Source organism: Nonomuraea sp. 3N208 (assembly GCF_052245935.1).
Taxonomy (GTDB): domain Bacteria; phylum Actinomycetota; class Actinomycetes; order Streptosporangiales; family Streptosporangiaceae; genus Nonomuraea.
In genome coordinates this window covers 61550-81740 of sequence record NZ_JBQQBR010000024.1, presented here as the reverse complement: position 1 = coordinate 81740, position 20191 = coordinate 61550, and the positions used below count along the sequence as shown (strand labels likewise).

Sequence of the window (20191 nt, the reverse complement as noted above, 5' to 3'; positions counted from 1 at the left end):
GCCATGACGACTCTTACGAACCTTCAGCCCACCCCTGTCATCAACGAGACAGCCCGACTACTGACCGAGCACTACGTTTTCCCCGAGATAGCCGAGAAGCTCGCCGACCTGCTACAACGACGCCTCGCCGAGGGCGCCTATGACGTCGACGGTACCGAGGAACTCGCCCGTCTGGTCACCACGGACCTGCAGTCCGTCAACAACGACAAACACCTGAGACTGAAACACCACGCCGACCCGGTGTCCCCCGAGCAAGGCGCGGCAACCCTGGACTCCATCCGCCGGGACTTCGACACCTCGCTGGGCGGTGCGCCCCGGGTGGAGTTGCTCAACGGAGGGGTCGCCGTGGTGGAACTGGCGCCGATGCTGTTCCCGCTGGAGTGGGCCGCCGAACCGCTGAGCGCCGCGCTCACCCTGGCCTCCCGCGCCCCGGCGCTGATCGTGGACCTTCGCAACAACCGGGGCGGCGACCCGGACACCGTCGCCTTCGTCTGCAGTTACCTCCTGGACGAGCGCACCCACCTCAACACCATGTATTGGCGCCGCGGCGAGCGCAGCGAGCAGTCCTGGAGCCTGCCGCACGTTCCCGGCGCGCGTTTCGGCGGCAGCAAACCGTTGTACGTGTTGTCCAGTGACAGCACCTTCTCCGCCGCTGAGGAACTGGCCTACGACCTGCAACAGCTCGGCCGCGCCGTTGTCGTCGGCGAGCAGACCCGCGGCGGCGCACACCCGTGCAAGGGCTGGACCGTGCACCCCCACCTGGAAGCCACCGTCCCCACCGGCCGCGCCGTCAACCCCGTCTCCGGCACGAACTGGGAGGGCACCGGTGTCCAGCCCGACGTCCCTTGCGCTGCCGCGGAATCCCTCGACCAGGCACACAAACTGGCCCTCGCCCGACTAGCGGGCTGACGCAGCCCAGCTCATCGACAGTGTGGTATCCAAACGTCGTTCATGATCAAGGCGACTGGAGCTCCGGGCCTGGTACCAGACCTCGCTGAGGCTGGTACCAAAACTCATGCTTCAAACCAGGCACCCCGGGGTGGGGCCAGTTCTCACCGGACATGAATCCGCTTCACCCCGGTGGGTCCAGCGGACTTCGTCAGGTGGAGCCAGAATTCGTTCCTCAACTCAGCCGGCCCCAGTCCGCCCCGGGTCCGTGGCAAGCGTTGAGTGTCAAACTGCGTGACAACGCCTGGGCATCGTTGCAGACACTCCCGCACGACGTTGGACACCCCGGCCCATCCGAGCAGGACCAACTCCAGATGCAATATGCGTTGAACTTCGTTTGCAAGCAGGAAGTCAGGAGTTCGAATCTCCTAGGCTCCACAAGTCAGAAGGGCGATGACCAGGCTAAACGGCCTGGTCATTTCTCATTTGTATGATCTTCGCGTCGCCGATGGGAGGAATTTGGGAGGACACCACCCAGGGGCGCAGGTACGGCCGCAGAAGCTCCTGCAATATCGGAAGCTTCGAAGGGCCGGTTTTGGCCCTCCGGCGCAGCGAGCCCTCCCACCGCCTTTGCAACGCCGCCACGAGCTGCTGGCGCATTGGCTCCGACACGTGCGAGTAGCGGTCCGAGATGTGCGCGGCCCTGCCCTTGATCGACGCGATGGAGTGGGCAAGTCGCTCCGCCTGCGCCACGTCCGGGATCAGGTCCTCGTCCATCCACACCTTGTGCGAGTGCTTCAGGTCATGGGGCGTCAGGCCCTCGACGACCGGTAGCCACACCTCCGCCGCCCGGTCCTCCAGTGCCTGTATCGTCTGCCTACCGCGGCGCACCACCTGGCGGCCGTCAACGTCTAGCATGATCCTGTGTCGGACTCGTGGCCCCTTCGCCACCAGCTGCCCGTCCGTCGCGGGACGGAACAGCCGGTTGGCGAAGTTGCTGCGACCCCAGTGGAAGCCGCCCGGTGGCCGGAACACATAGTCGCCCCGGTGCGTTCCGCAGTCGCACATCTTCCGATCGACTCGCTTGAGCTGATCGGACATGAGTGCCGTCAGGAACGGCGGGATGGGCATACACGCCAATGCCGTCCCCGGTGCGGACGAACGGATCTTCCACCGCTGGCACATGCCCGGCTGACCAAGGACGACTCCGTCGGATCCGCCCGCGTCCCCGCCATTGGTGCGGCTACGCTGGCCCGATCCGACCGGGACAGATCACCGCGAAGGGCACTCCCATGTCCGAGCAGGAACCGACGGCCATGGGAGTGCTCTGCAGCGGTGTGAAACCACCCAGCGGGAAGAAGGGCACGTAGGCGATGTTCTCGGAGGCGAGCCGGCCGATGAGCGCGTCTCGTGGCGGTGGGCGAGGCCGTACCTGTTCTACACGCACATGATCGGCGCGATGGCCTGTGCCTCGGCGATCTGGTCCGCGGTCGAGTTACTGACGCCGAGGTGCCGGATGACACCGGTTAGCTGATGAGGCTTACACCTAATTTGTTCAGGCGAGGACGGCCAGGCTGGCTCTGCAGGACGGCTCTGGGCACGATGATGCGGTCCCAGTCGCAGCCCCAGTCCCAGTCCCGTTGCCAGGTGCGGGCGTCGGCGGGAGTTTCGTGGGTGTCGGCGGCCGCGGTGAGCCGGCGGTTGATGGGTGCACTTGTGCGCAGGTAGAGCGGCACCCAGACCACCAGCAGCAGGTTTGCTGCTCCCGCGGTCCCTGATGCGGCGGGGGTGGCCGGCCACCGCGGCGAGCACGGATGCGGCGGCGGTGACGCCGAGGACTTCGGGAACCGGCATTCGCCGGTCGGCGAAGCGGGATCCTGGGGTCGCCTACGAGTTGCCTTGTGCCGCTTCGACCGCTCGCACGCAGCGCGCAAGGGCGGCGACCATGTATCGGCGCCACAGGGGCGCGAACGGGCCGGCGAGAATCCAGCGACGTCCCGGAAGCGGCTTGAACTCGTAAGTCCATCGGAGGAGCGTGCCATCGCCGTCGGGATTGAAGTTCCATTCACCTCTGACGCCGGCGGCGAGGCGGGAAAGGACATTAGTGAACCCCGTCAGTTGATATGCGAAACTTGAACCTTCGGTGTATTCGGTCAACTGTTCGTCGACTTGCGATCCGTCGTCGAACTGAGGGTTCCTGGTCGGACCGACGTGATCCCATTCTTCGGTCTGGTTCGCCACGCTCTTGACACCGGGGAATGGTGCCACCCGGTGGAAGACGGACGTGAGGTCGATTGGGACGATCATTCGGAAAGCTTTGCTGGGGGCCACCGAGCTTCGCTGTTGGACCGTGATCGAGACGGTGTCGTCCGTTGAGCTGATAAGTATTGGCGTCCTCATGTCGATATCCTTTGGTGTCGCGATGCGTGATTAATCATTTGTGCCGTATGCGCTGCGCTCGTCACGACGAGGATGAGGCTGCCGGGGTCGCGCGGACCGCGCGGTGGCGACGGCGCGGACGACGTCGTCGATCGAGCGGGCAGTGAACGCCCCGGCCGGGTCGACCGGCGCCGCGAGCTGGAAGGAGGCGCCCGCCTGCGCATAGTTGGCGGTTCCGGGCGGGCGGACGGGGTGAGGTCGGTGCTGGTCATCGGGGCTCCTCCGAGTCGCCAGGAAGTCGGTCAGGCCGCGAGTTCGGCACGATGCGCGGCCAGGAAGTCGGTCAGGGTGAGCGGATCGGGGTTGAACGCGCGTGCGATGTCGAGGTCGCGGCGGCCGAGATAGGACCCGGGAAACTCGGTGTAGTACTGGAACATGTTTCCCAGCTCGTCCGCGCCGGGGAAGCCGACGCTGCGGAACTGGTCGTGGGTGGGTGGGCGGTAGGCCACCGGCTCACCGAGGACCGTGCTGAGCGCCGCCGCCATCTGCTCGCCGGTCAGGTACTCGCCGACCACGGGAACCGTGGCGCCGATCGTCTGCGACGGCTGGCGCAGCACGCGCAGCGCCAGCCGGCCGATGTCGTCGGAGGCGACGCCCGCGATGGCCGTGTCGCCGAGCGGGAGATGGAAGGCCAGCGTCCCGTCCGGGTCGCGTTGTGGCTTGGCCAGGCCGAGCAGGTTGTCCCAGTAGAAGGACATCAGCATGTACGTCGTGGGCAGGCCGGACTTGGCGAACAGGGCGTCGGCGGCCCCTCCCTTCAAGTCGAAGTGCGGCACCCGGTAGCCGTCGCCGATGAACGGCATCCGGGTGTCATCGGCCGCGATCGCCTCGCGGGTGTCCTCGAGCGTCGACCACACGACGTGCCGCAGGGCGGCGGCCTGGGCCGCGCTGATGAGGTTCTCCACCTCGGCCAGTTCCCGGGTGGGCGAACGGTGCTCCCAGTACGGCGTAACCAGGAACGCGCCGTATGCCCCGTCGAATGCCCGGCGAAGGCTGCCCTCGTCGGTGAGGGTCGCCTCCACCACGTGGGCGCCGAGCCCGGCCAGAGTCTGCGCCTTGGGCGACGCGGCGTTGCGCGTCACCGCCCGTACCGTGAATTCGCCGTCGGTCAGCAGCGCCCGCGCGACCGCGCCGCCTTGCGTGCCGGTCGCGCCGAGCACCGTGATCACATTGTCGTGAGACATCGAGGTTTCTCCTGTCATGGGTTGTGCTTCGAAGGTGGCCGGGTCGGCCTCATTGGGCGGCGTCAGGCGGTGGGGGCGACGATGACGGTCTTGCCGGGCAGCGCACCCGCGGCGGCCTGGGCGTGCACGGCCGACAGCTCCGGGAGGGGGACCTGCTGGGCGACGTCGACGTGCAGCTCGCCGGAGTCGATTAGCGCGACCAGGCGGGACAGCTGGGTGGCGTCGCTGCGGACGAACAGGTCGATGCCGCGTACGCCGCGCTGCTCGTCGCTGGGGGCGGGCATCCACACCGTGGTGTTCACCAGCACTCCGCCGGGACGGATCAGGGTGAGCAGTGCGGCCAACTGCGCCGGGTTGATCGGGGCGAGGTTGAGCACGACGTCGACCGGCTCGCTCACCGCCGCGGCCACCTCGGTGGTGGTGTGGTCGATGACCTCATCGGCACCCGTGGCCTTGACCTGCTCGATGCTGCGGGGGCTAGCCGTGGCGATCACGTACGCGCCGGCGTTCTTGGCCAGCTGAACGGCGTGGCCCCCGACGGCGCCGCCCGCGCCGTTGATCAGCACGCGCTGGCCGGCCGCCAGCTTCGCGTGGTCGAACAGCGCCTGCCACGCGGTGAGACCCACGATGGGTAGCGCGGCGGCGTCGGCCAAGGAGATGCTGGTCGGCGCCGGAGCGAGAATCTCGGCCGGAGCGACGACGTACTCCGCGGCCGCGCCATCGGCCGCCATCGGCAGGAACCCTACGACCTGGTCACCGAACTGGATGCCGGTCACGCCCTCGCCCAGCGCCGCGATCGTGCCGGACACGTCGATGCCCGGCGTGTGCGGCAGCGTCACCGGGATCGGACCCTGCATGAAACCGGCGCGGATGTTGCCGTCGACCCCATTGAACGACGTCGCGGCGACCCGGATCAACACCTGCCCGGCGCCCGGGACGGGCTGCTCGACGTCCTCGTAACGCAGGACGCTCGGGTCGCCGTACTCGTGGAAACGCACTGCCTTCATCACAAGCCCTCGTCTCTTCCATCGTGAGATGCTTCGTTTTCGAAGCACTTCGTAACCATAGCACGCTTCGAATTCGAAGCAACTTTTGTACGGTGTGAGCCGACCGACAGTCGCCGGGGCCTAGTCGCCCGCGACTGTCAGGCGGCGGAGCTTCTCGTCGCTTGGAGAGCCCGGGACGGCCATGAAGACCACCAGCATCTGGTGCTCCACGGGATCCACCAGAAGCTGTCGGCATAGCTCCAGCTCTCCCAGGTCGGCATGCCGGTAGCGTCGGAGGTGCCGGTGACCGGTGACGCCCACCTCGACGAGGTAGCGCTCGCGCGCCGCCGGGTCGGCGAACCAGCGGTCGACCAAATAGCGCGACGTTCCGCCGAACCGGGTGTAGTCGCCGAACAGAACAATCGCCGGACGAGTCTGCAACAGCACCTCGCCGCAGCGGGAGAACACCATCGCGGGATAGTCCGGCAGACGCTCGACGATGCGCGTCATGACCGGGCCGGCATGATCGCCCCCAATCTCATTGTGGCGCGCCCGGAGAAAGTGCTCCAGAAGTTCCCGGTCCACGTTGCTCACCACCTTCCCGGTCCGACCCATCAAGCATGGCGCGAACCGGAAGCCGGGTGAATGTCACCGTTATCCACGGACAAACAGTCCGTGGATAACGGGGCGGGCTCAGCTCATCATGATCAGGCGCTGGAGCTTCTCGTCGCTCGGTGAGCCGGGCTGCGCCAGGAAGACCAGCAACTCCTGGCCCTCGTCGGGATCCACCAGCCGCTGGCCGTAGAGCTCCAGCTCGCCCAGTTCCGGATGCCGGTAGCGCTTCAGATCGTGGTGGTGGGTGACATCCACCTCGTGCCGCCGCCAGACCTCGGCGAACTCGGGGCTGACCGCCAGCAGCGCGTCGACGATCTCGCCGGCTGTGCCCGTAGGGTCGGCCGTGTACGCCGCCCGGATCTCCGCGGTGAAGACCCGGCCGCGGAGGGCATGGTCCTCGGGGGGATAGAGGGCGCGCTGCGCCGGGTCGGTGAACCAGCGGTAGACCAGGTAGCGGGACATGCCGTTGAACCGGGTGTAGTCGCCGAGCAGGGCAACCGCCGACTGGTTCTGCAACAGCGCCTCGCCGAACCGGGACAACACGATCGCGGGCGTGTCCGAGAGACGCTCGACGATGCGCCTCATGGCCGGACTGACCTGCTCGTCGCGCAAGGAGCGCCGCGGAGCCGAGTGCCCGCCGAGGGCGAACAAGTGCTCCCGCTCACTCGGACTGAGGTTCAGCGCCCGCGCCAGGGCGGCGAGCATCTGCTCGGACGGCATCGGACCGCGCTGCTGCTCGAGCCGGCTGTAGTAATCGGCCGACATGCCGGCCAGCACCGCGATCTCCTCGCGCCGCAGTCCGCCCGTACGACGCCGTGAGCCACGGGGAAGCCCGACGTCCTCCGGCTGCAGCCTCGCCCGCCGTGCCCGGAGAAAGTCCGCCAGCAGTGCTCGGTCCATCCCTCCCTCCGCCCTTCAGTCGGTTCGGTTGCGTCCGGCGCGGGGTTTGGCGGACCGTGGCGGGGTGGCGCGCATGTGATCGCGGACACGACCGAGAACGGTGCTGAGGGCGGTGAGGTCCTTGCCGGTCATCGGTTCGAACAGCAACTGCCGGACGCGGTCGACATGCCCGGGAAGCACGTGGGCGATCAGGTCCCGGCCGGCGTCGGTGACAGTCACCATGACACTGCGCTCGTCGTCCGGCGACGGTGAGCGGGTGATCAGGCCGCGTTTGTCCAGCAATCCCGCCTGGTAGGTGAGCCCGCTGCGGCTGTACACGACACCGTCGGCCAGATCCGTCATCCGCAGCTTGCCCTCGGGGGCGTCCACCAGCCGCGCCAGGATCTGGAACTGCACGTAACTGAGGTCACCGTCGGCGCGCAGGTGCTCGTCCACCGCGTACTGAAGAAGACTGCTGACCTCCATCAGAGCGAAGTACGCACCGAGTTGCTCCGAATTGAGGCCAGGTGCCGGGTCACTCACCCCATGATCCTACTTGCTTTGAATTCGAAGTGCATCTCGGGTCTGCCGCCCACGCCTGACGACTCGATGCAATCGTGATCGTCACTGCGGCGCGACCACCCGCTCGGCAAGCCGCCCTTCGGGGGCGGGTAAGGCACTCGCGTTGCACATATCCACACCGCAAGCATCTGATCCGACCGTCTCGCGATGCACACGCATTGATCACGATTCAAGTGGGGGCGCAGCCGGTAATACGCCACGCCGCTGACCATGCTACGGATCAGTTGTGGGCGTCCTGCCGTGTGCTCAGCGCTGTACAGCAGAGAAGTACAGCAACGAGGTCTTACACGATCACACCCTGCCACTCGGGAACTGCTCTCTGAACTGGGCAACGCGGGCTTCAGGTGGTACCTGGCTCCCGTTTGCAAGCAGGAAGTCAGGAGTTCGAATCTCCTAGGCTCCACTCACACGAAAGCCCAGGTCAACGGCCTGGGCTTTCGATCTTTCTGGGGCCTGGTTTTGGGGTCGTGCCCGTTACGCGCCCGATGGCTTCTTGGTGAGCGCGCCGCGTGCGAGGGCGTCAAGCCTGCGCGCCACTTCGCGCAACGTGGATGGAGTAGGCGTCGCGTCTGCCCCGCGAGACCTTCGGAGATCCCGAAACGGGGCAGCTGCCTGTCACAGGACACCCTCGACACCCTCCCAAACAGTGAGTTTATTTCAGCCTCGTGTGGAGGCTTGCTGGTCACAGCGTGATCGAGAGCGTGTCTGAGAAGATCGCTTTGCGCGGTCATGCAGCCAACGGCGGCCCCTTCTGGCCATCCCTGCCGCGCCTGTTTCGGGTTGCCGGGGCGAACAACGACGCGCGGGCCGCCTCGCCGTACCGTTCACTCCCGGAAACCGACACTCGGGCCGTCCGGTGGCATGTCGCCGGAGCTCCGCCCGCACTCACCGATACGGAATCGACATACATCCGTTACAGACTCGCCATGACTTACTGACGATCATTTTCCGACGGGAGCGCCTGAAGTGACTGGAAGAGCACGGAGTGTAGATGATGCACCGCCCAACCCCTCCGGCCCGACCGGTTCCCTGGCCATCAAGTTGATCATCATTCCGCCGAGCGCCACGAACCTCCCTTGTGGAGGACTCCGTGGAAGCTCGTGGACAGCATGGTCGCGCCCATTTGAGGCCCACGATTGATTTGTTGCCCACGCCTCATAAAGGCCAGCGCACGGCCCATTGCTGAGTCATTCCACCCCAGCAACACCGTCGCCATACTACAGAAGGCTCGAGCAGTCCCTGTTCAGGATCCAGGCATGCTGATCCGAATTACCTAGTAAAGGTGTGTCGAAACATGGTCAGACGCAAATCAATGATCCCGAAATTCAACGTTATGCCGGAGTCACGGACAGCATCGGCGGGCGCATGTTGAAACGGCGTGGCATTCTCGCCGGACTCGCCGCTTCCCCCTTCATCGTGGCTCTGGGCGCTCCCGTCGGCACCGCTTCAGCCGCCACTCGCGCCCGATCGTCGGGCGCAGGCACAGCTGCCCAAACGATTGTGCGCGGCGGCGCGCGGCGGTGGCACGGCCCATTTCTCAGCCCCGGCGCCCGACTGCTGCTGCCGAGGGGGGTCAAAACCACTCCCGTCGAGTACTACTTCACCAGTCCACAACTCGCGCGAACGGCGTGTGCCTGGCCTCAAATGTCGGCCCTGGATGGCACGATGGTCGACGCGTCGATCATTCCAGAACATGGAGCACCGTCGCGTGTCGCGGTCCTCAGCGGCTTTGACAACGGCTGGTACGAGCTCATCAGTCGGGAAGGGCAGGCCACTCGCGTGACGTGGGATCACCGCGAGCTCCCCTACCTGCTGTTCGTCGGCGAGTTTGGCGCCACCAAGGATGTCGGCTTTATGAGCAAGTTCTTCACTCTTGCTCTCGAACCGTTCTCCCACAACCCCGTCTTCCCGCATACCCCCATCCACTAGAGGAGCCGCATAATGTCTCACCACACTGACATCCCGGAGTCGCAGCGGGATATCACTGATGTCTATTGCTTCGCCGGCGACGACGGCACAGTGTTCGTGATCAACGTCTCGCCGCTGCAGAGCTCGGGATTCGATCCTGAAGTTTATTATGAGTTCAAGGTCGACACGAGCAGTCCGCTTGATTACCTCGAAGACTTCACCTGGCGCGTTACTTTTCCAGGCGGCGACGCTGTAAAGGTTGAACAGCTCACCGGTCACGCTGCCCGTGACCGCGACGCCACGGGCAAGGTCATTACACCGGACGAAGCGAGGCTGGGGCAGGTTGTCACCTGCACGAACGGAATCAAGCTCTTCGCCGGGGAGCGCGGTGAGCCGTTCTTCAACGACCCGCGGTTCACCGTGGCGACGCGGGCCGCGTTGTCAACAGGCACGAATCCCAGTTACACCGCGCTTTATCCTGCCCAGAACGCTTTCCAAAACACCAACGTCAGCGCGATCGTCCTTGAGGTGCCCAGCTCGATCACCGGCTCGGGAACCATTGGGTACTGGGGAAACACCTCGGTCAAGGAGCATGGCGTGTGGCATCAACTTCAGCACGCCGCAGGCCCCCTTGTCGGCTTCATATGGGACTTCTCCGGCGGCTCCGCCGGCATGGATTTCAACGCCAGTCATCCCAAGGACCACCTGAACGGCAGGCCCAAGAACCCTGGCAGCGATCCCGCCTCAGGGTTCTGGGGTCAGGTACGGGACGCCACGGCCGCCGTCGTCGCGGCACGAAAGACCTTCGACGATCCACCGCACGGCAAGGCCACCCCGAAGGCGTACGGCGCGTACGTCGCGGACACGCTCCTGCCCGACGTCTTGCGCTTCAAGGTGGGCACCTCCGCGCTGTGGGACCCCTGGAACAAAGAGATTCAGAACGGTAAGGGCATCACCGAATGCGCCCCAGATTCCATGTATGACCTGGTGCTGAACGAAGAACTCACCATGGGGTTGACCTATAAGGACGCAACCGGCATCCTGCTCGACCACTTCCCGTATCTCAGCCGCCCGGTCACCGGCGGGTGATGCGGTCCTGAGCTGGGCGCTTTCTGTCCTCCAGAGTGGATTCTGAAGGGCCACCATCAGCAGGAAGAAGCTCCTGACCAACGCAAACGCGAGGGTCAGGAGCCTTCTTCTTTCATGGTCGCCGACACCACCATGGCAGACGGTTCTCATCTGTCGGACTGCTGTATGCGCTGCTGCCCCCTGGTCTGGTCAAGACGTATGCCACTTGCCAATGATCCGGACGACGTCACGTTGGCCGTCGACGACGCCGACACACCTCACCTGTACGCGGGCATGGCAATCTGTGAATGACGAGACCCTCGACCAGACACAGGCCGCTGAACTGAGGGACAAGTTCGCAGACGAGCCCATCGCGACCGGGCACATCAGGTCGGCCCCGGTCGAGGCAGCGTTCCGCACCGTGCCCCGGCACGCGTTCGTGCCGGCCGACACGCCGCTGGAAATCACCTATCAAGCCGGCGATCAGTCCGCCGGGGCGGCGGGCGATGTGCCAGGCCAGTGTGCGGCGAACCGGGTGAGACTGATCGCGCCGTGAGGGTCCGTGGGGATTGTCTGCCCCGCCAGCAGGGCCCTGGCCTTGGCCTCGCGGTCGACGGGTGGCCCAGAAGATCACAGATTCGGTAATGCCATCGATCTTCGCTTGCTGAGCATGGGCACGCATGTCACCCGCTCGAGCACCAGTGCCGATAGCTCGCGACCGACACCCCTTGTGTCGATGGACGGATGGGCGATGTCCCACAGCGCGATAATCTTCCCCGACGGCAGAGTTCCGTCTGGAGACCGGTTCTCCTGAGCCCCACTGGCAGACTGACATTGACCGCTCACGTTTCTGAGAAGCGGCATCCCGAGGTTATCTGGGCCTCTTCAGCAGACGAGCCCGCTGATGGATCCTCTCCACAAGCTCTGCGGCCCGGGCCTTGATGAACGCGACCCCCTGGGTGCCCCAATCGTGGGGCTTGGTGTCCACGACACAGATGGTGCCCAAGGTCTCCGCCCCGTCGATCAACGGGGCGCCCAGGTAGGCGCGAACCCCGATCTCGTCCACCACCGGATTGTTGGCGAAGCGGTGATAGTCCATCACTTCGTCCAACGCCATCGCATGTTTCCTCGTCACCACGTACATGCAGTAACCGTGGTCGCAGGCCATCGTCCGGAACGGATCCGTCTCCGGGTCGACGCCCCGGTCGCGCGAGGAAGGATACAATCCGGCGAAATACTGCCGTTCTGGGCCGATGATGTTGACCATGGCGAATGGCGCCTCTAGCTCCTGGGCCAGGGCCCGGGCGAACTCGTCAAACTCAGGGTCAGGCTCCTCCCGGATGCCCAGTTCCTGGAGCAGGGCAGCGCGGCGGGGCGCTTCCTCGTCTATGGGAGTCACTAGGCGGAAGGCGGAGGGAAGGCTCATCACAGGCTCCTGTCTGCTTACCTGGCCGTTCCTGTCGGATTGCGGCCATCCCGCTCGGAGGATAGCAAGGTGGTCACGGAACGGCGGCGGCGAACGGACCGATCGGGGCCGGTCAACCTCCACGACCTCGGCCCCTTGTCTGCTGCAGGTTGCGCAGCAGACAAGGGGCCATATGAGCCTGTGCCTTCGATAACGGTGCGGACGTCGCCGGACGGGCGCTCCATCGCCTGGTAACCGCCTCGAGCGGAGAACGACGCGGTACCCAGCACCTGGTGCCGACGCCGTCCATGCTTGGGGCTCGCCGCGGGCTGCAGTCCGGCCGCGGACTCCCGCATCAACCGCAAGCGCTGTCCCCCTGCTGACCGAATGCCGCATCACTTTAAGTGGCCGCAGGGATCGATATTGTGCTGATTGACTCAGTAGGGTGACCCGTGTTGACCTATCACCCTTGTGCCAAGGACTCCCGATGTCTGCGCCTCCCGTGCCTCCCACCGCCCCCGAACGCCAAGACGCCGGAAGCCGTGGCAGGTCACGCGGCCGCGCTAAACGTCGTCCGATCAACGTTCATGCCTTCCATCTGTGCATTTCCATCCTTCCAGCAGCCCTTATGGCGTGCCTGGGGCTGATCGCCGTGACGGTGCTGACCATGGCGGGACCCTCGTCACCGCAGGCTTGGCCGACACTGGCCGTCATTGCGGGGGGAGCGGTGGCCCTCATGCTCGTCGCGGTCGTCGCGGCGGACAAGGCGACTCGGCGGGAGCGTCAGATATCCGGTCGTGCGGCCTCCCGCCTCAAGGACTTGGAGCCCCGGCTCGGCGACCTGGGTGTCTTAGTGTCCCGCAGCCGGCAAGAACTGCAAGGCCTGGCAGAGCGGATCACGGCCGGCGAGGTTCCCGCACGACGGGGCGTCGACTTCCGGCCTGTAGCAACCGGCGACCCCATCGCGCACCTTGCGCAAGAATTCCAGAAAGCTCAGAACGAGGCCTGGAACGCGGTGATCAACGCGGCGAGCCGGAAACCCAGTGGCCGTCCCACACAGCGAGTCGAGATCTTCGTCAACCTTGCTCTGCGAATGCAGTCATTGTCCCATCGGGCGATGAAGGGACTCGACGAGCTGGAGAACCAGGTCGAGGATCCCGAACTGCTCAAGGGCCTGTTCAGGGTCGATCACCTCAGTACTCGCCTGCGCCGACAGGCCGAAAGCCTCGCTGTGATCGGTGGGGCCGTCTCGCGGCGCCAGTGGAGCAGGCCGGTAGCCACGTACGAAATTCTGCGCTCGGCCATCGCCGAGGTCGAGCACTACAGCCGGGTCAAAGTGGTGCCGCCGGTCGAAGGGGTCGTGGACGGCGGCGCAGCCGCGGACATCATCCATCTGGTCGCCGAGCTTGTCGAGAACGCCACTAAGTTCTCGCCGCCGCACACGCAAGTGGTCCTCCGCGCAGAAGCCGTAACTGCCGGCTTGGCCATCGAGATCGAGGACCGCGGCCTCGGCATTCCCCGAGAAACCCAGCGTCGGCTGAACGACCTTCTCACCGCTCCGGAACGAGTCGACGTCGACGAACTGGTGCAGGACGGCCGTATCGGACTGCTCGTGGTATCCGCCCTCTCACGTCGGCACAAAGTCGTTGTCAGGGTGCAGACCAACATCTACGGCGGCACCCAGGCCATCGTCGTGATCCCGAATGAGTTGATCAGTTCAGAACCGCGGGAGACCGGCGTACGACAGGCAACGTCCCCCGAGCCCGCGAAACCCAAGCCCGCCCCGTCGGCCAGTACGCCAGGCTCGCTTTTCTCGCCGAGGCCTTCCTCCGGTTCCAGGCAGGACACACCAGCGCTGAGCGGCCACGATGCCGGTGCCCGCCCTGACGACCCGTCCGAGGCTTGGAGGAAGCAGAGCGCCGGCGCGTCCGCCCGGCAAACGGAGAAGCGGACCGACTTCGGTCCTCCAAGAGGTACCGGCCGACGTCCGGAACTGCCGAAACGTCGCCCTCAGGCGAGCATGGCGCCCGAGCTTCTCAACACTCCCGCAACCCTGGATGACGATACGGACCTCGACCTCGATCACGGGCTGATGGCGTCATTCATGAAGGGGATGCGCAGTGGTCAGGACGAAGACGTTAAAGACGGGACTGGTAACACCGATCTTTAGAACATTACAAACCTAGAAGGAGCGTCCATTGAGCGCCGTCTCGTCAAACAAGACTTCGGATCTCGCCTGGCTGCTGAAGGGGCTGTCCCAGGAGGTCCCTGCCATTCGTGGCAGTGTGCTGCTGTCCTCCGACGGGCTGGTGAAAGCCGCCCACGGTCTGGACCGCGACAGCTCAGAATATCTCGCGGCACTCGCCTCCGGATTTTTTTCCATGGCACGGAGCGCCTGTGCCAAATTCGACGGCGGCAACGAAGTCCGCCAGGTCGTGACCGAACTTAAGTCCAGCCGACTGTTCATTTCGTGGGCCGGCCACAACTCGGTTATCGCGGTGCTGGCGGGGGGAAATGCCGACCCGGGTGTCGTCGGTCTTGAGATGGCTCGGCTGATCAAAGCCGTCCGTCCCTTCCTGGACACAGCGATCCGCCCGCCGGCAGCTGGTTCTGGTGACAGGAACCGATGAACATGGCCGGTGACGACGAAATATGGCTTGATGACGAAGCCGGCCCTCTGATTCGCCCTTACACAGTGAACGCGGGCCGCACCCGCCCGACTGTGGAACTGGATATGCTCTCATTGGTGGTCACCACAGGTCGGGCCAGCCCGGACGTGGATCCGGAACATGTCAAGGTTCTCGAACTGTGCCGCACGCCGGTCTCGGTCGCGGAGGTGGCGGCGAACATACGACTCCCTGTGATGGTCACCAAGGTCCTCCTCGCGGATCTGGTGGACTGCGGAGCCATAGCCACCTGGGCATCGTCTTCTTCGTCCAGCCACGTCACCGACCGAGTTCTCTTGGAGAAGCTGCTCGATGGTTTACAACAAATCTGAGGTGTTACCCACCCAGGTCAAGATTCTGGTCGCTGGTGGATTCGGCGTCGGAAAGACGACCTTCGTCGGCGCGACGAGCGAGATCGAGCCACTGAATACGGAAGAACTCATCACTGCGGCCAGCATGGGTATCGACAATCTCAGCAGGACAGAGGACAAATCCACAACCACAGTTGCATTTGACTTCGGCCGTATTACCATCCACCAGCATAATATCGTGCTCTACCTGTTCGGAACGCCTGGGCAGGAGCGCTTCTGGTTCATGTGGAACGAGTTATCCGCAGGAGCGCTCGGTGCCGTTGTGCTGGCCGATACCCGTCGGCTGCAGGAATGTTTCGCCGCCGTCGACTTCTTCGAGAATCGGGGCATCCCATTCCTCGTCGCGGTCAACGTATTCGACGATGCGTTCCCCTATGAACCGGAAGAGGTGCGAGCCGCACTCGAACTCGACTCGCGCGCGCCGGTCATGTTGTGCGACGCACGGGATACCCGTTCCGCGATGTCGATACTCCGGTCGCTGATCCAGCATCTCCTCACCGCCGCTCCGATCTGACCGATACGCAGTGAGGGCGATCTGCAACTGGTTTCTTGTCCCGCTCACCGCTGCCGACCAGCCCAAAGCGCCACGCGAACTCCGGGTGGCGCCCAAGACCATCACCCGGCGCGTCGACGATTACGCCACCCAAGCTTGACTTCTGGAGTAAGTTGGCCACCGCTTCACCCCCTCCAGTGGACATCGAGTGCTGGGAGGAAGTCGAAGAGGTGGAACTGATCTCCCGCACCGGTGACATGCACTTGTCGGGCCTGATGGACGGGCCACCGGAAAACTTCCCGACTCTCACGCCACAGGGTCCCGGAAGATATGGGATGAGGGTGCATGCCCGATGACGGAACATCAACTACGACGGCATAGCAAAGAAGCCCTTCGAGTTCTATCTCATGGTCGTGTGGCCGATAGAAGTCGGCCCGGATGCCGTCGCCGCGGGGGCAGACCAGGCACCACGCACGAAGACCGACGAGATCCTCGCTTGGGCCGCGAAACACAACTCGCCTACGAGTGAGCCAGGTCGGATCACAACCCCTCCGATGCCCTCCTAACTGACCGATCGGGCCGCAGCATCGAGCACAAAACCAAGATGCACCACCGAAGCGTCATCGAAGGTCTTGCCGCGAGGCCAGCGTTCACCGCGCAGATCGGAACGCTCAGCGGCACGAACTCTGGAGATGAGTTCTGCCGGGCCGTGCTGGTCCACGAGGTCGAGGGCTTCTCTCCAGGTGGTGAGATGGAAGCGGTCGACGAGGCGAGCCGCGCCGTCGCTGAGGAGCGCAGCGGCTCGGATCTGGTCGGCGGACATGCTGCCGGTCAATGCCTGGTCGGCCGCGAGAGGATCGGTGGCAACCACCCAGAAGCCGCCGTCACGGTTCCGGTACGAGCGCAGGGTCTCGACTCCTGCAGCCGTGCGAACCCGGTGTAGAGCTCCACCGTGTCTTCGTCGCGGTTGCGAGGGCGTGTTCAAGCCAATACGTCACCGCGTCGGCGACGGTGTAGTCGTGCGGTGCGACGGCGAGCCCGTCTTCGTAGTCCCTTATGATCTCCTTGAGCTTGTTCTTAGCCTCGGTCTTGGTTTTGCCGCTGCCGTGCTTGACGATGCGCTTCCCGGCCGGCGTGTAGCCCACCGTCAGCGAGGCGATCATAGCGGCACCACGATCATCTAAGTTCACGGCATTGCACGAGGGCGCGGACTGGTGTGTCCGCGCCCTCGTTCTCTGAGGTGAGACTTCACGCAGGGCTGGAATGCCGCCGCGTCGCAGGCACCTTGCGCCTCGCCCGCCTCTCTCAGCTGGACTCTTCTAGATGGTTTTCGTAGTCGCCGTTCTCGTAGTCGCCGTTCTCGTAGTCGCCGTTCTCGTAGTCGCCGTTCTCGTCGCCGTTCTCCTCACCGTTGTTTCCATTTTCGTCACCGCACTCGAATTCTCCCCAACCCCTTTGGTGACCAGCGGTGTAGCCATATCCGTAGTCCTGCTCGCCCGCGTTCGGAGAATGCCCCGGACGTGCGGCTATGCAGCGGCGGCCATCGGCGAGGCCGTCCTCGTAGCCCTTCTGGCAGCCGCTGCCCTTGTGGTCGCAGAGATCCAGCTGTGCCGACAGGGCTGCGACGGCTGGACGCGCTTGGGACGGGGCGGCGGAGACCGCCGAGGCGAGGCCCTGAGGGACTGCGAGGAAGGCGACGAGTGCCGCTCCGAGAATGCCGAATGAGCGATTTCCGAGCATAAGCTGCTCCTTCCGGGAGACTGTCCCCGTGAAGCAGAAACTACCCGGACGCCCTAAGACAAATAGCCATATAACGCATGAATTAGGCTTGGAAAGTTTGACTCGATGTCGTCTTCGAGTAAGCCCTTTGCGCTGCCGGGACTCCGGCAGGACAGCGTCGGAGCGGCAGGATTTGATCCTGCGACTTCTTGCTCCCGACCCCAGGCGTGGGCCCTCCGGCGTTGCGCGAGGGCGCGGACAGTACAGTCCGTGCCCTCGTGCGCCACGTAGGCGCCCAGGCCCGCGCACTGCTTGCCCTCGCTCTTTCTGGCTCTAGCCGCAGACGTCGTCCCATCCTCGCTGGAAGCCGTCTCTAAAGCCCTCCAAGTACGCGGCGGTTCCCCCGCGCTCCTCTCGCGGCGCCTCGCCTGTCACTTGCCACCATCATGACGGTGGCCGGCGACACTCGCCGCAACTCGTCTCGTAGGCCTTTGCGAAGCCTCTCTCGTAGCCGTCCGTATATCCTCGCTTGTATTCGCGGCGCCGGCGCGGCGGCTGCTCGAGCTGGGTTGCGGTTGCTGTGGTGAGCGCCTCAGAGGTGCTCGTCGTCGTTACTACCGAGGTTCGCGTAGCACCAGTTGCGGTCGAGTCGGCCTCCGACTGTTGCGGGAAGTCCGGCCGCAAGGGCCGTAAGGAGCGCTGAACCGAGCAGTGTCAGAGACGGTTTCCGGTTCATTCCGTGGCCTCCTGTCCCTAATCGGCCGTGCAGGGCTGACGGGCTCCTCTCCGTGTCGACTGTGCTTCTCACCCCCCATGGTGAGATCGCCGTCAGCGGGGCGTCTACGCGGCTTGGCCCACATCTGGACTTATGAAGCCACAGTCGATGCTCATCGGATACGGCTGCTTTGCCGTGGGCACGGTCATTGGCGGACGGCTGGGACTCCCTATTGTTCGGGAATACCGGCTCAGCAGCGCTTGCCACGTGATCACGGCCGCAAGGGCTGATGAATTTCCTGCTCCGAGCCTGGCGCGTTCGGGATCGATGATCGAATCCGGAGCCGTACACCAGTGGGGCTGATCGGGTCATGGGAGGGATGTGCTGGATGTTCCCCGCAACGGTGAAGATCGGGAAGTAGCCGGCATGCGGGCCCAGGGCTTCCACCGGAGTCCGGGGGAAAATCGTCGGAGCTGAGACGATGTCTCAGGACGGAGGCTCACCTGACCTCCACCAGCTCGGGATGATGACTACCAGGAGGACCGAGCGTCAGCCTGCCCAGCCCCATCACCGCCGGCCCCATCGCAGACACGCACCCCGCCGCGACAGACACCGGTCGAGCAGCCCGGCCCCTGCGCGCTCGCTCGCGGCGGGCTGCGGCCTTGGGGGCCGGTCCCGCCGCGACGGCGCGCGTGCCGCAAGCGGCACCACCCAGGTAGTGATGGCCCAAGTACGGCTTGAGCGCGTCGCTCTCCTCCCCGGCTCTTTCGCCACCCCAGCGCCCACAGTGAAGGCCACGACACGCCACCCGCACGGCTCAACACGCCCACGACGAAGATGGCGAAAGGCGCCACCCCACAGGCACCGATCAAGGATGAAGCGGCGAACGAGCATCCCGGGAGGATGGTGAGAAGAAGGAATGGGGCTCCGCCCCCAAACCCCGGCCCTCCTCGGAGATGGCCAAGATCGCACACGTGGTGCGGGTTGGGTTGCATGGCGTGGTCATCTCTTCGAAGCGAGACTAGCTGGCGAATGCATGCCACGAGGAGAACGATAAGAAGCGGGGGCGCAGAGCGCCGGCCCGGGTCCGTGGCAAAGCGTTGAGTGTCAAACTGAGTGACAACGCCTGAGCACCGTTGCAGACACTCCCGCACGACGTTGGACACCCCGGCCCATCCGAGCAGGATCAGCCCCAGATGCAATATGCGTTGAACTTCGTTTGCAAGCAGGAAGTCAGGAGTTCGAATCTCCTAGGCTCCACAAGCTACGAAAGCCCAGGTCAACGGCCTGGGCTTTCGGTCTTTATTGGGCCTGCGACGCCGTCTCTAAGCTATCGGCCGGCTTCTGGCCGCGCCGCCGCCCAGATGAAGCGCCACGGGTGGCCCGAGGTAGCGTCGTGGTCGGGGGCGATCGAAGATCCAGGGCTCGTTCCTCACCCTGCCTGACCGGGTGCGAACAGGAAATATAAGACGAACCATCCGATGAGTAGGATGCCGCCGATGAGTAGCAGGATGACGGCGGTCTTCACTAGCACCCTGGAAGCGGTTCGAGCAGTGGAGCTCGCCGGGGTCTCAGGGGGAAGGTCGGCGACAGCCGCCGCGACGATGGCCTCAGGGTCACCTAGCTTGCTGAGGATCCGGCTCATGGCGGCGGGATCGTCGATACCGGCAGGCGAGTCGGACGCGACCTCGGCCTGAGCGATCACGATGTGTGAACGGACGTCGGCGAGTAACTCGGCTCGGCGGTTCGCGGGGAGGGCGGCGGCAGCCCTTTCGATCTCGGAGAGGTATTCCTCGGCTATCGCGTCAAGCTGCAGATCTTCAGTCATGGCTCAGGGCGCCTCGTTCCCGGACTCGTTCTTGGAGAGGAAATGCAGGACAGCGGCGTGGAACCTGGACCATTCCGCTGTGAACTCGTCGAGCGCCCGCGCACCGGACGGCGTGAGTTCGTAGTACTTGCGCGGCGGGCCGCTGGTCGACTCCTGCCACGTGGTCTCGACGAGACCTTCTCGGCGCAACCTGGATAGCAGTGGATAGATGGTCCCCTCACTGGTGACCATGATGTCCACCTCTCCAAGCTCGCGGAGCAGCTCGACGCCGTAGCGCCGACCGCCTCGAAGTAGAGCCAGCACGCAGTACTCCAGGACACCGCGCCGCAGTTGACTCATCGCCTTCTCGGTGTTGCCGGGTTCCATGCAACGCATAGTACTGGGTAGAGCACACCCATGCGAGTCGGGATGCCGGATAAGGGTTGTGCGCCGGTTCGAGGACGAG

Annotated in this window: 21 protein-coding genes; 8 read left to right on the top strand and 13 right to left on the bottom strand. The window is 64.8% G+C overall.

What is annotated here, in order from left to right:
* The first annotated feature begins 3 nt into the window (after positions 1-3).
* Positions 4-909: a S41 family peptidase gene (locus tag ACTWPT_RS32795; RefSeq protein WP_443181376.1), complete on the top strand. Its 906-nt coding sequence runs from the start codon at positions 4-6 to the stop codon at positions 907-909.
* Between the two features lie 441 nt (positions 910-1350).
* On the opposite strand, the gene ACTWPT_RS32790 is transcribed toward ACTWPT_RS32795, so the two are convergent.
* The 7 genes from ACTWPT_RS32790 to ACTWPT_RS32760 form a co-directional block, all read right to left on the bottom strand.
* Positions 1351-1989 (bottom strand): hypothetical protein, encoded by a 639-nt coding sequence (locus ACTWPT_RS32790; RefSeq protein WP_443181375.1) that lies wholly within the window; start codon positions 1987-1989, stop codon positions 1351-1353.
* A gap of 786 nt (positions 1990-2775) precedes the next feature.
* Positions 2776-3288, bottom strand: coding sequence for an SRPBCC family protein (locus ACTWPT_RS32785; protein ID WP_138709618.1), 513 nt, complete (start codon positions 3286-3288; stop codon positions 2776-2778).
* Between the two features lie 281 nt (positions 3289-3569).
* Positions 3570-4511 (bottom strand): NmrA/HSCARG family protein, encoded by a 942-nt coding sequence (locus ACTWPT_RS32780; protein ID WP_443181374.1) that lies wholly within the window; start codon positions 4509-4511, stop codon positions 3570-3572.
* 62 nt (positions 4512-4573) lie between these two features.
* Positions 4574-5518, bottom strand: a complete 945-nt coding sequence (locus ACTWPT_RS32775; protein WP_443181373.1) for an NADP-dependent oxidoreductase — start codon at positions 5516-5518, stop codon at positions 4574-4576.
* 120 nt (positions 5519-5638) lie between these two features.
* On the bottom strand, positions 5639-6091 hold the full coding sequence (locus ACTWPT_RS32770) for an MmyB family transcriptional regulator (RefSeq protein ID WP_443181372.1): 453 nt from the start codon (positions 6089-6091) through the stop codon (positions 5639-5641).
* A 99-nt stretch (positions 6092-6190) separates the two neighbouring features.
* A complete protein-coding gene (locus ACTWPT_RS32765) occupies positions 6191-7012 on the bottom strand; it encodes a helix-turn-helix transcriptional regulator (RefSeq protein WP_443181371.1) in 822 nt (273 codons plus the stop codon).
* 15 nt (positions 7013-7027) lie between these two features.
* Complete coding sequence (locus ACTWPT_RS32760) at positions 7028-7534, bottom strand: MarR family winged helix-turn-helix transcriptional regulator (RefSeq protein WP_443181370.1); 507 nt, start codon at positions 7532-7534, stop codon at positions 7028-7030.
* A 1323-nt stretch (positions 7535-8857) separates the two neighbouring features.
* On the opposite strand from ACTWPT_RS32760, the gene ACTWPT_RS32755 reads away from it, so the two are divergent.
* The 3 genes from ACTWPT_RS32755 to ACTWPT_RS32745 all read left to right on the top strand — a co-directional run bounded on the left by ACTWPT_RS32755 (position 8858) and on the right by ACTWPT_RS32745 (position 11105).
* Entirely contained in the window at positions 8858-9502 is a 645-nt protein-coding gene (locus ACTWPT_RS32755) for a hypothetical protein (RefSeq protein ID WP_443181369.1), read from the top strand.
* Positions 9503-9514: 12 nt separating this feature from the next.
* Complete coding sequence (locus ACTWPT_RS32750; RefSeq protein ID WP_443181368.1) at positions 9515-10570, top strand: DUF4331 family protein; 1056 nt, start codon at positions 9515-9517, stop codon at positions 10568-10570.
* Positions 10571-10781: 211 nt separating this feature from the next.
* Entirely contained in the window at positions 10782-11105 is a 324-nt protein-coding gene (locus tag ACTWPT_RS32745) for a hypothetical protein (protein ID WP_443181367.1), read from the top strand.
* A gap of 315 nt (positions 11106-11420) precedes the next feature.
* Here the strand turns inward: ACTWPT_RS32745 and ACTWPT_RS32740 are convergent, their stop codons facing one another.
* The gene (locus ACTWPT_RS32740; protein ID WP_443181366.1) at positions 11421-11975 is read right to left on the bottom strand and encodes a GAF domain-containing protein; all 555 of its coding nucleotides are present in this window, start codon (positions 11973-11975) and stop codon (positions 11421-11423) included.
* Between the two features lie 631 nt (positions 11976-12606).
* Between ACTWPT_RS32740 and ACTWPT_RS32735 the strand changes: the two genes are divergently transcribed.
* Genes ACTWPT_RS32735 through ACTWPT_RS32720 form a run of 4 tightly spaced genes read left to right on the top strand, consistent with a single transcriptional unit; the run spans position 12607 to position 15505 of the window.
* A complete protein-coding gene (locus tag ACTWPT_RS32735; protein WP_443181365.1) occupies positions 12607-14124 on the top strand; it encodes a sensor histidine kinase in 1518 nt (505 codons plus the stop codon).
* Between the two features lie 28 nt (positions 14125-14152).
* Positions 14153-14584, top strand: a complete 432-nt coding sequence (locus ACTWPT_RS32730) for a roadblock/LC7 domain-containing protein (protein WP_443181364.1) — start codon at positions 14153-14155, stop codon at positions 14582-14584.
* 2 nt (positions 14585-14586) lie between these two features.
* Positions 14587-14952 (top strand): DUF742 domain-containing protein, encoded by a 366-nt coding sequence (locus ACTWPT_RS32725; RefSeq protein ID WP_443181363.1) that lies wholly within the window; start codon positions 14587-14589, stop codon positions 14950-14952.
* A complete protein-coding gene (locus ACTWPT_RS32720; RefSeq protein ID WP_443181362.1) occupies positions 14933-15505 on the top strand; it encodes a GTP-binding protein in 573 nt (190 codons plus the stop codon). The genes ACTWPT_RS32725 and ACTWPT_RS32720 overlap by 20 nt, the downstream gene beginning before the upstream one ends.
* A 541-nt stretch (positions 15506-16046) precedes the next feature.
* On the opposite strand, the gene ACTWPT_RS32715 is transcribed toward ACTWPT_RS32720, so the two are convergent.
* From ACTWPT_RS32715 to ACTWPT_RS32695, 5 genes are all read right to left on the bottom strand, one after another.
* Positions 16047-16355, bottom strand: coding sequence for a hypothetical protein (locus ACTWPT_RS32715; RefSeq protein WP_443181361.1), 309 nt, complete (start codon positions 16353-16355; stop codon positions 16047-16049).
* 13 nt (positions 16356-16368) lie between these two features.
* Positions 16369-16647, bottom strand: coding sequence for an Arm DNA-binding domain-containing protein (locus ACTWPT_RS32710; protein WP_443181360.1), 279 nt, complete (start codon positions 16645-16647; stop codon positions 16369-16371).
* 142 nt (positions 16648-16789) lie between these two features.
* Positions 16790-17224: a hypothetical protein gene (locus tag ACTWPT_RS32705; protein ID WP_443181359.1), complete on the bottom strand. Its 435-nt coding sequence runs from the start codon at positions 17222-17224 to the stop codon at positions 16790-16792.
* Between the two features lie 2126 nt (positions 17225-19350).
* Positions 19351-19746 (bottom strand): HAAS signaling domain-containing protein, encoded by a 396-nt coding sequence (locus ACTWPT_RS32700; RefSeq protein ID WP_443181358.1) that lies wholly within the window; start codon positions 19744-19746, stop codon positions 19351-19353.
* 3 nt (positions 19747-19749) lie between these two features.
* On the bottom strand, positions 19750-20112 hold the full coding sequence (locus ACTWPT_RS32695) for a PadR family transcriptional regulator (RefSeq protein WP_443181357.1): 363 nt from the start codon (positions 20110-20112) through the stop codon (positions 19750-19752).
* Positions 20113-20191: the final 79 nt, after the last annotated feature.

What these genes read in the sequence shown, in the direction of transcription:
- ACTWPT_RS32795 (WP_443181376.1), top strand. Translation starts at nt 4, where the DNA reads ATGACGACTCTTACGAACCTTCAGCCCACCCCTGTCATCAACGAGACA.
- ACTWPT_RS32790 (WP_443181375.1), bottom strand. Translation starts at nt 1,989, where the DNA reads ATGTCCGATCAGCTCAAGCGAGTCGATCGGAAGATGTGCGACTGCGGA.
- ACTWPT_RS32785 (WP_138709618.1), bottom strand. Translation starts at nt 3,288, where the DNA reads ATGAGGACGCCAATACTTATCAGCTCAACGGACGACACCGTCTCGATC.
- ACTWPT_RS32780 (WP_443181374.1), bottom strand. Translation starts at nt 4,511, where the DNA reads ATGTCTCACGACAATGTGATCACGGTGCTCGGCGCGACCGGCACGCAA.
- ACTWPT_RS32775 (WP_443181373.1), bottom strand. Translation starts at nt 5,518, where the DNA reads ATGAAGGCAGTGCGTTTCCACGAGTACGGCGACCCGAGCGTCCTGCGT.
- ACTWPT_RS32765 (WP_443181371.1), bottom strand. Translation starts at nt 7,012, where the DNA reads ATGGACCGAGCACTGCTGGCGGACTTTCTCCGGGCACGGCGGGCGAGG.
- ACTWPT_RS32750 (WP_443181368.1), top strand. Translation starts at nt 9,515, where the DNA reads ATGTCTCACCACACTGACATCCCGGAGTCGCAGCGGGATATCACTGAT.
- ACTWPT_RS32745 (WP_443181367.1), top strand. Translation starts at nt 10,782, where the DNA reads ATGATCCGGACGACGTCACGTTGGCCGTCGACGACGCCGACACACCTC.
- ACTWPT_RS32740 (WP_443181366.1), bottom strand. Translation starts at nt 11,975, where the DNA reads ATGAGCCTTCCCTCCGCCTTCCGCCTAGTGACTCCCATAGACGAGGAA.
- ACTWPT_RS32725 (WP_443181363.1), top strand. Translation starts at nt 14,587, where the DNA reads ATGGCCGGTGACGACGAAATATGGCTTGATGACGAAGCCGGCCCTCTG.
- ACTWPT_RS32720 (WP_443181362.1), top strand. Translation starts at nt 14,933, where the DNA reads ATGGTTTACAACAAATCTGAGGTGTTACCCACCCAGGTCAAGATTCTG.
- ACTWPT_RS32710 (WP_443181360.1), bottom strand. Translation starts at nt 16,647, where the DNA reads ATGATCGCCTCGCTGACGGTGGGCTACACGCCGGCCGGGAAGCGCATC.
- ACTWPT_RS32705 (WP_443181359.1), bottom strand. Translation starts at nt 17,224, where the DNA reads ATGCTCGGAAATCGCTCATTCGGCATTCTCGGAGCGGCACTCGTCGCC.
- ACTWPT_RS32700 (WP_443181358.1), bottom strand. Translation starts at nt 19,746, where the DNA reads ATGACTGAAGATCTGCAGCTTGACGCGATAGCCGAGGAATACCTCTCC.
- ACTWPT_RS32695 (WP_443181357.1), bottom strand. Translation starts at nt 20,112, where the DNA reads ATGGAACCCGGCAACACCGAGAAGGCGATGAGTCAACTGCGGCGCGGT.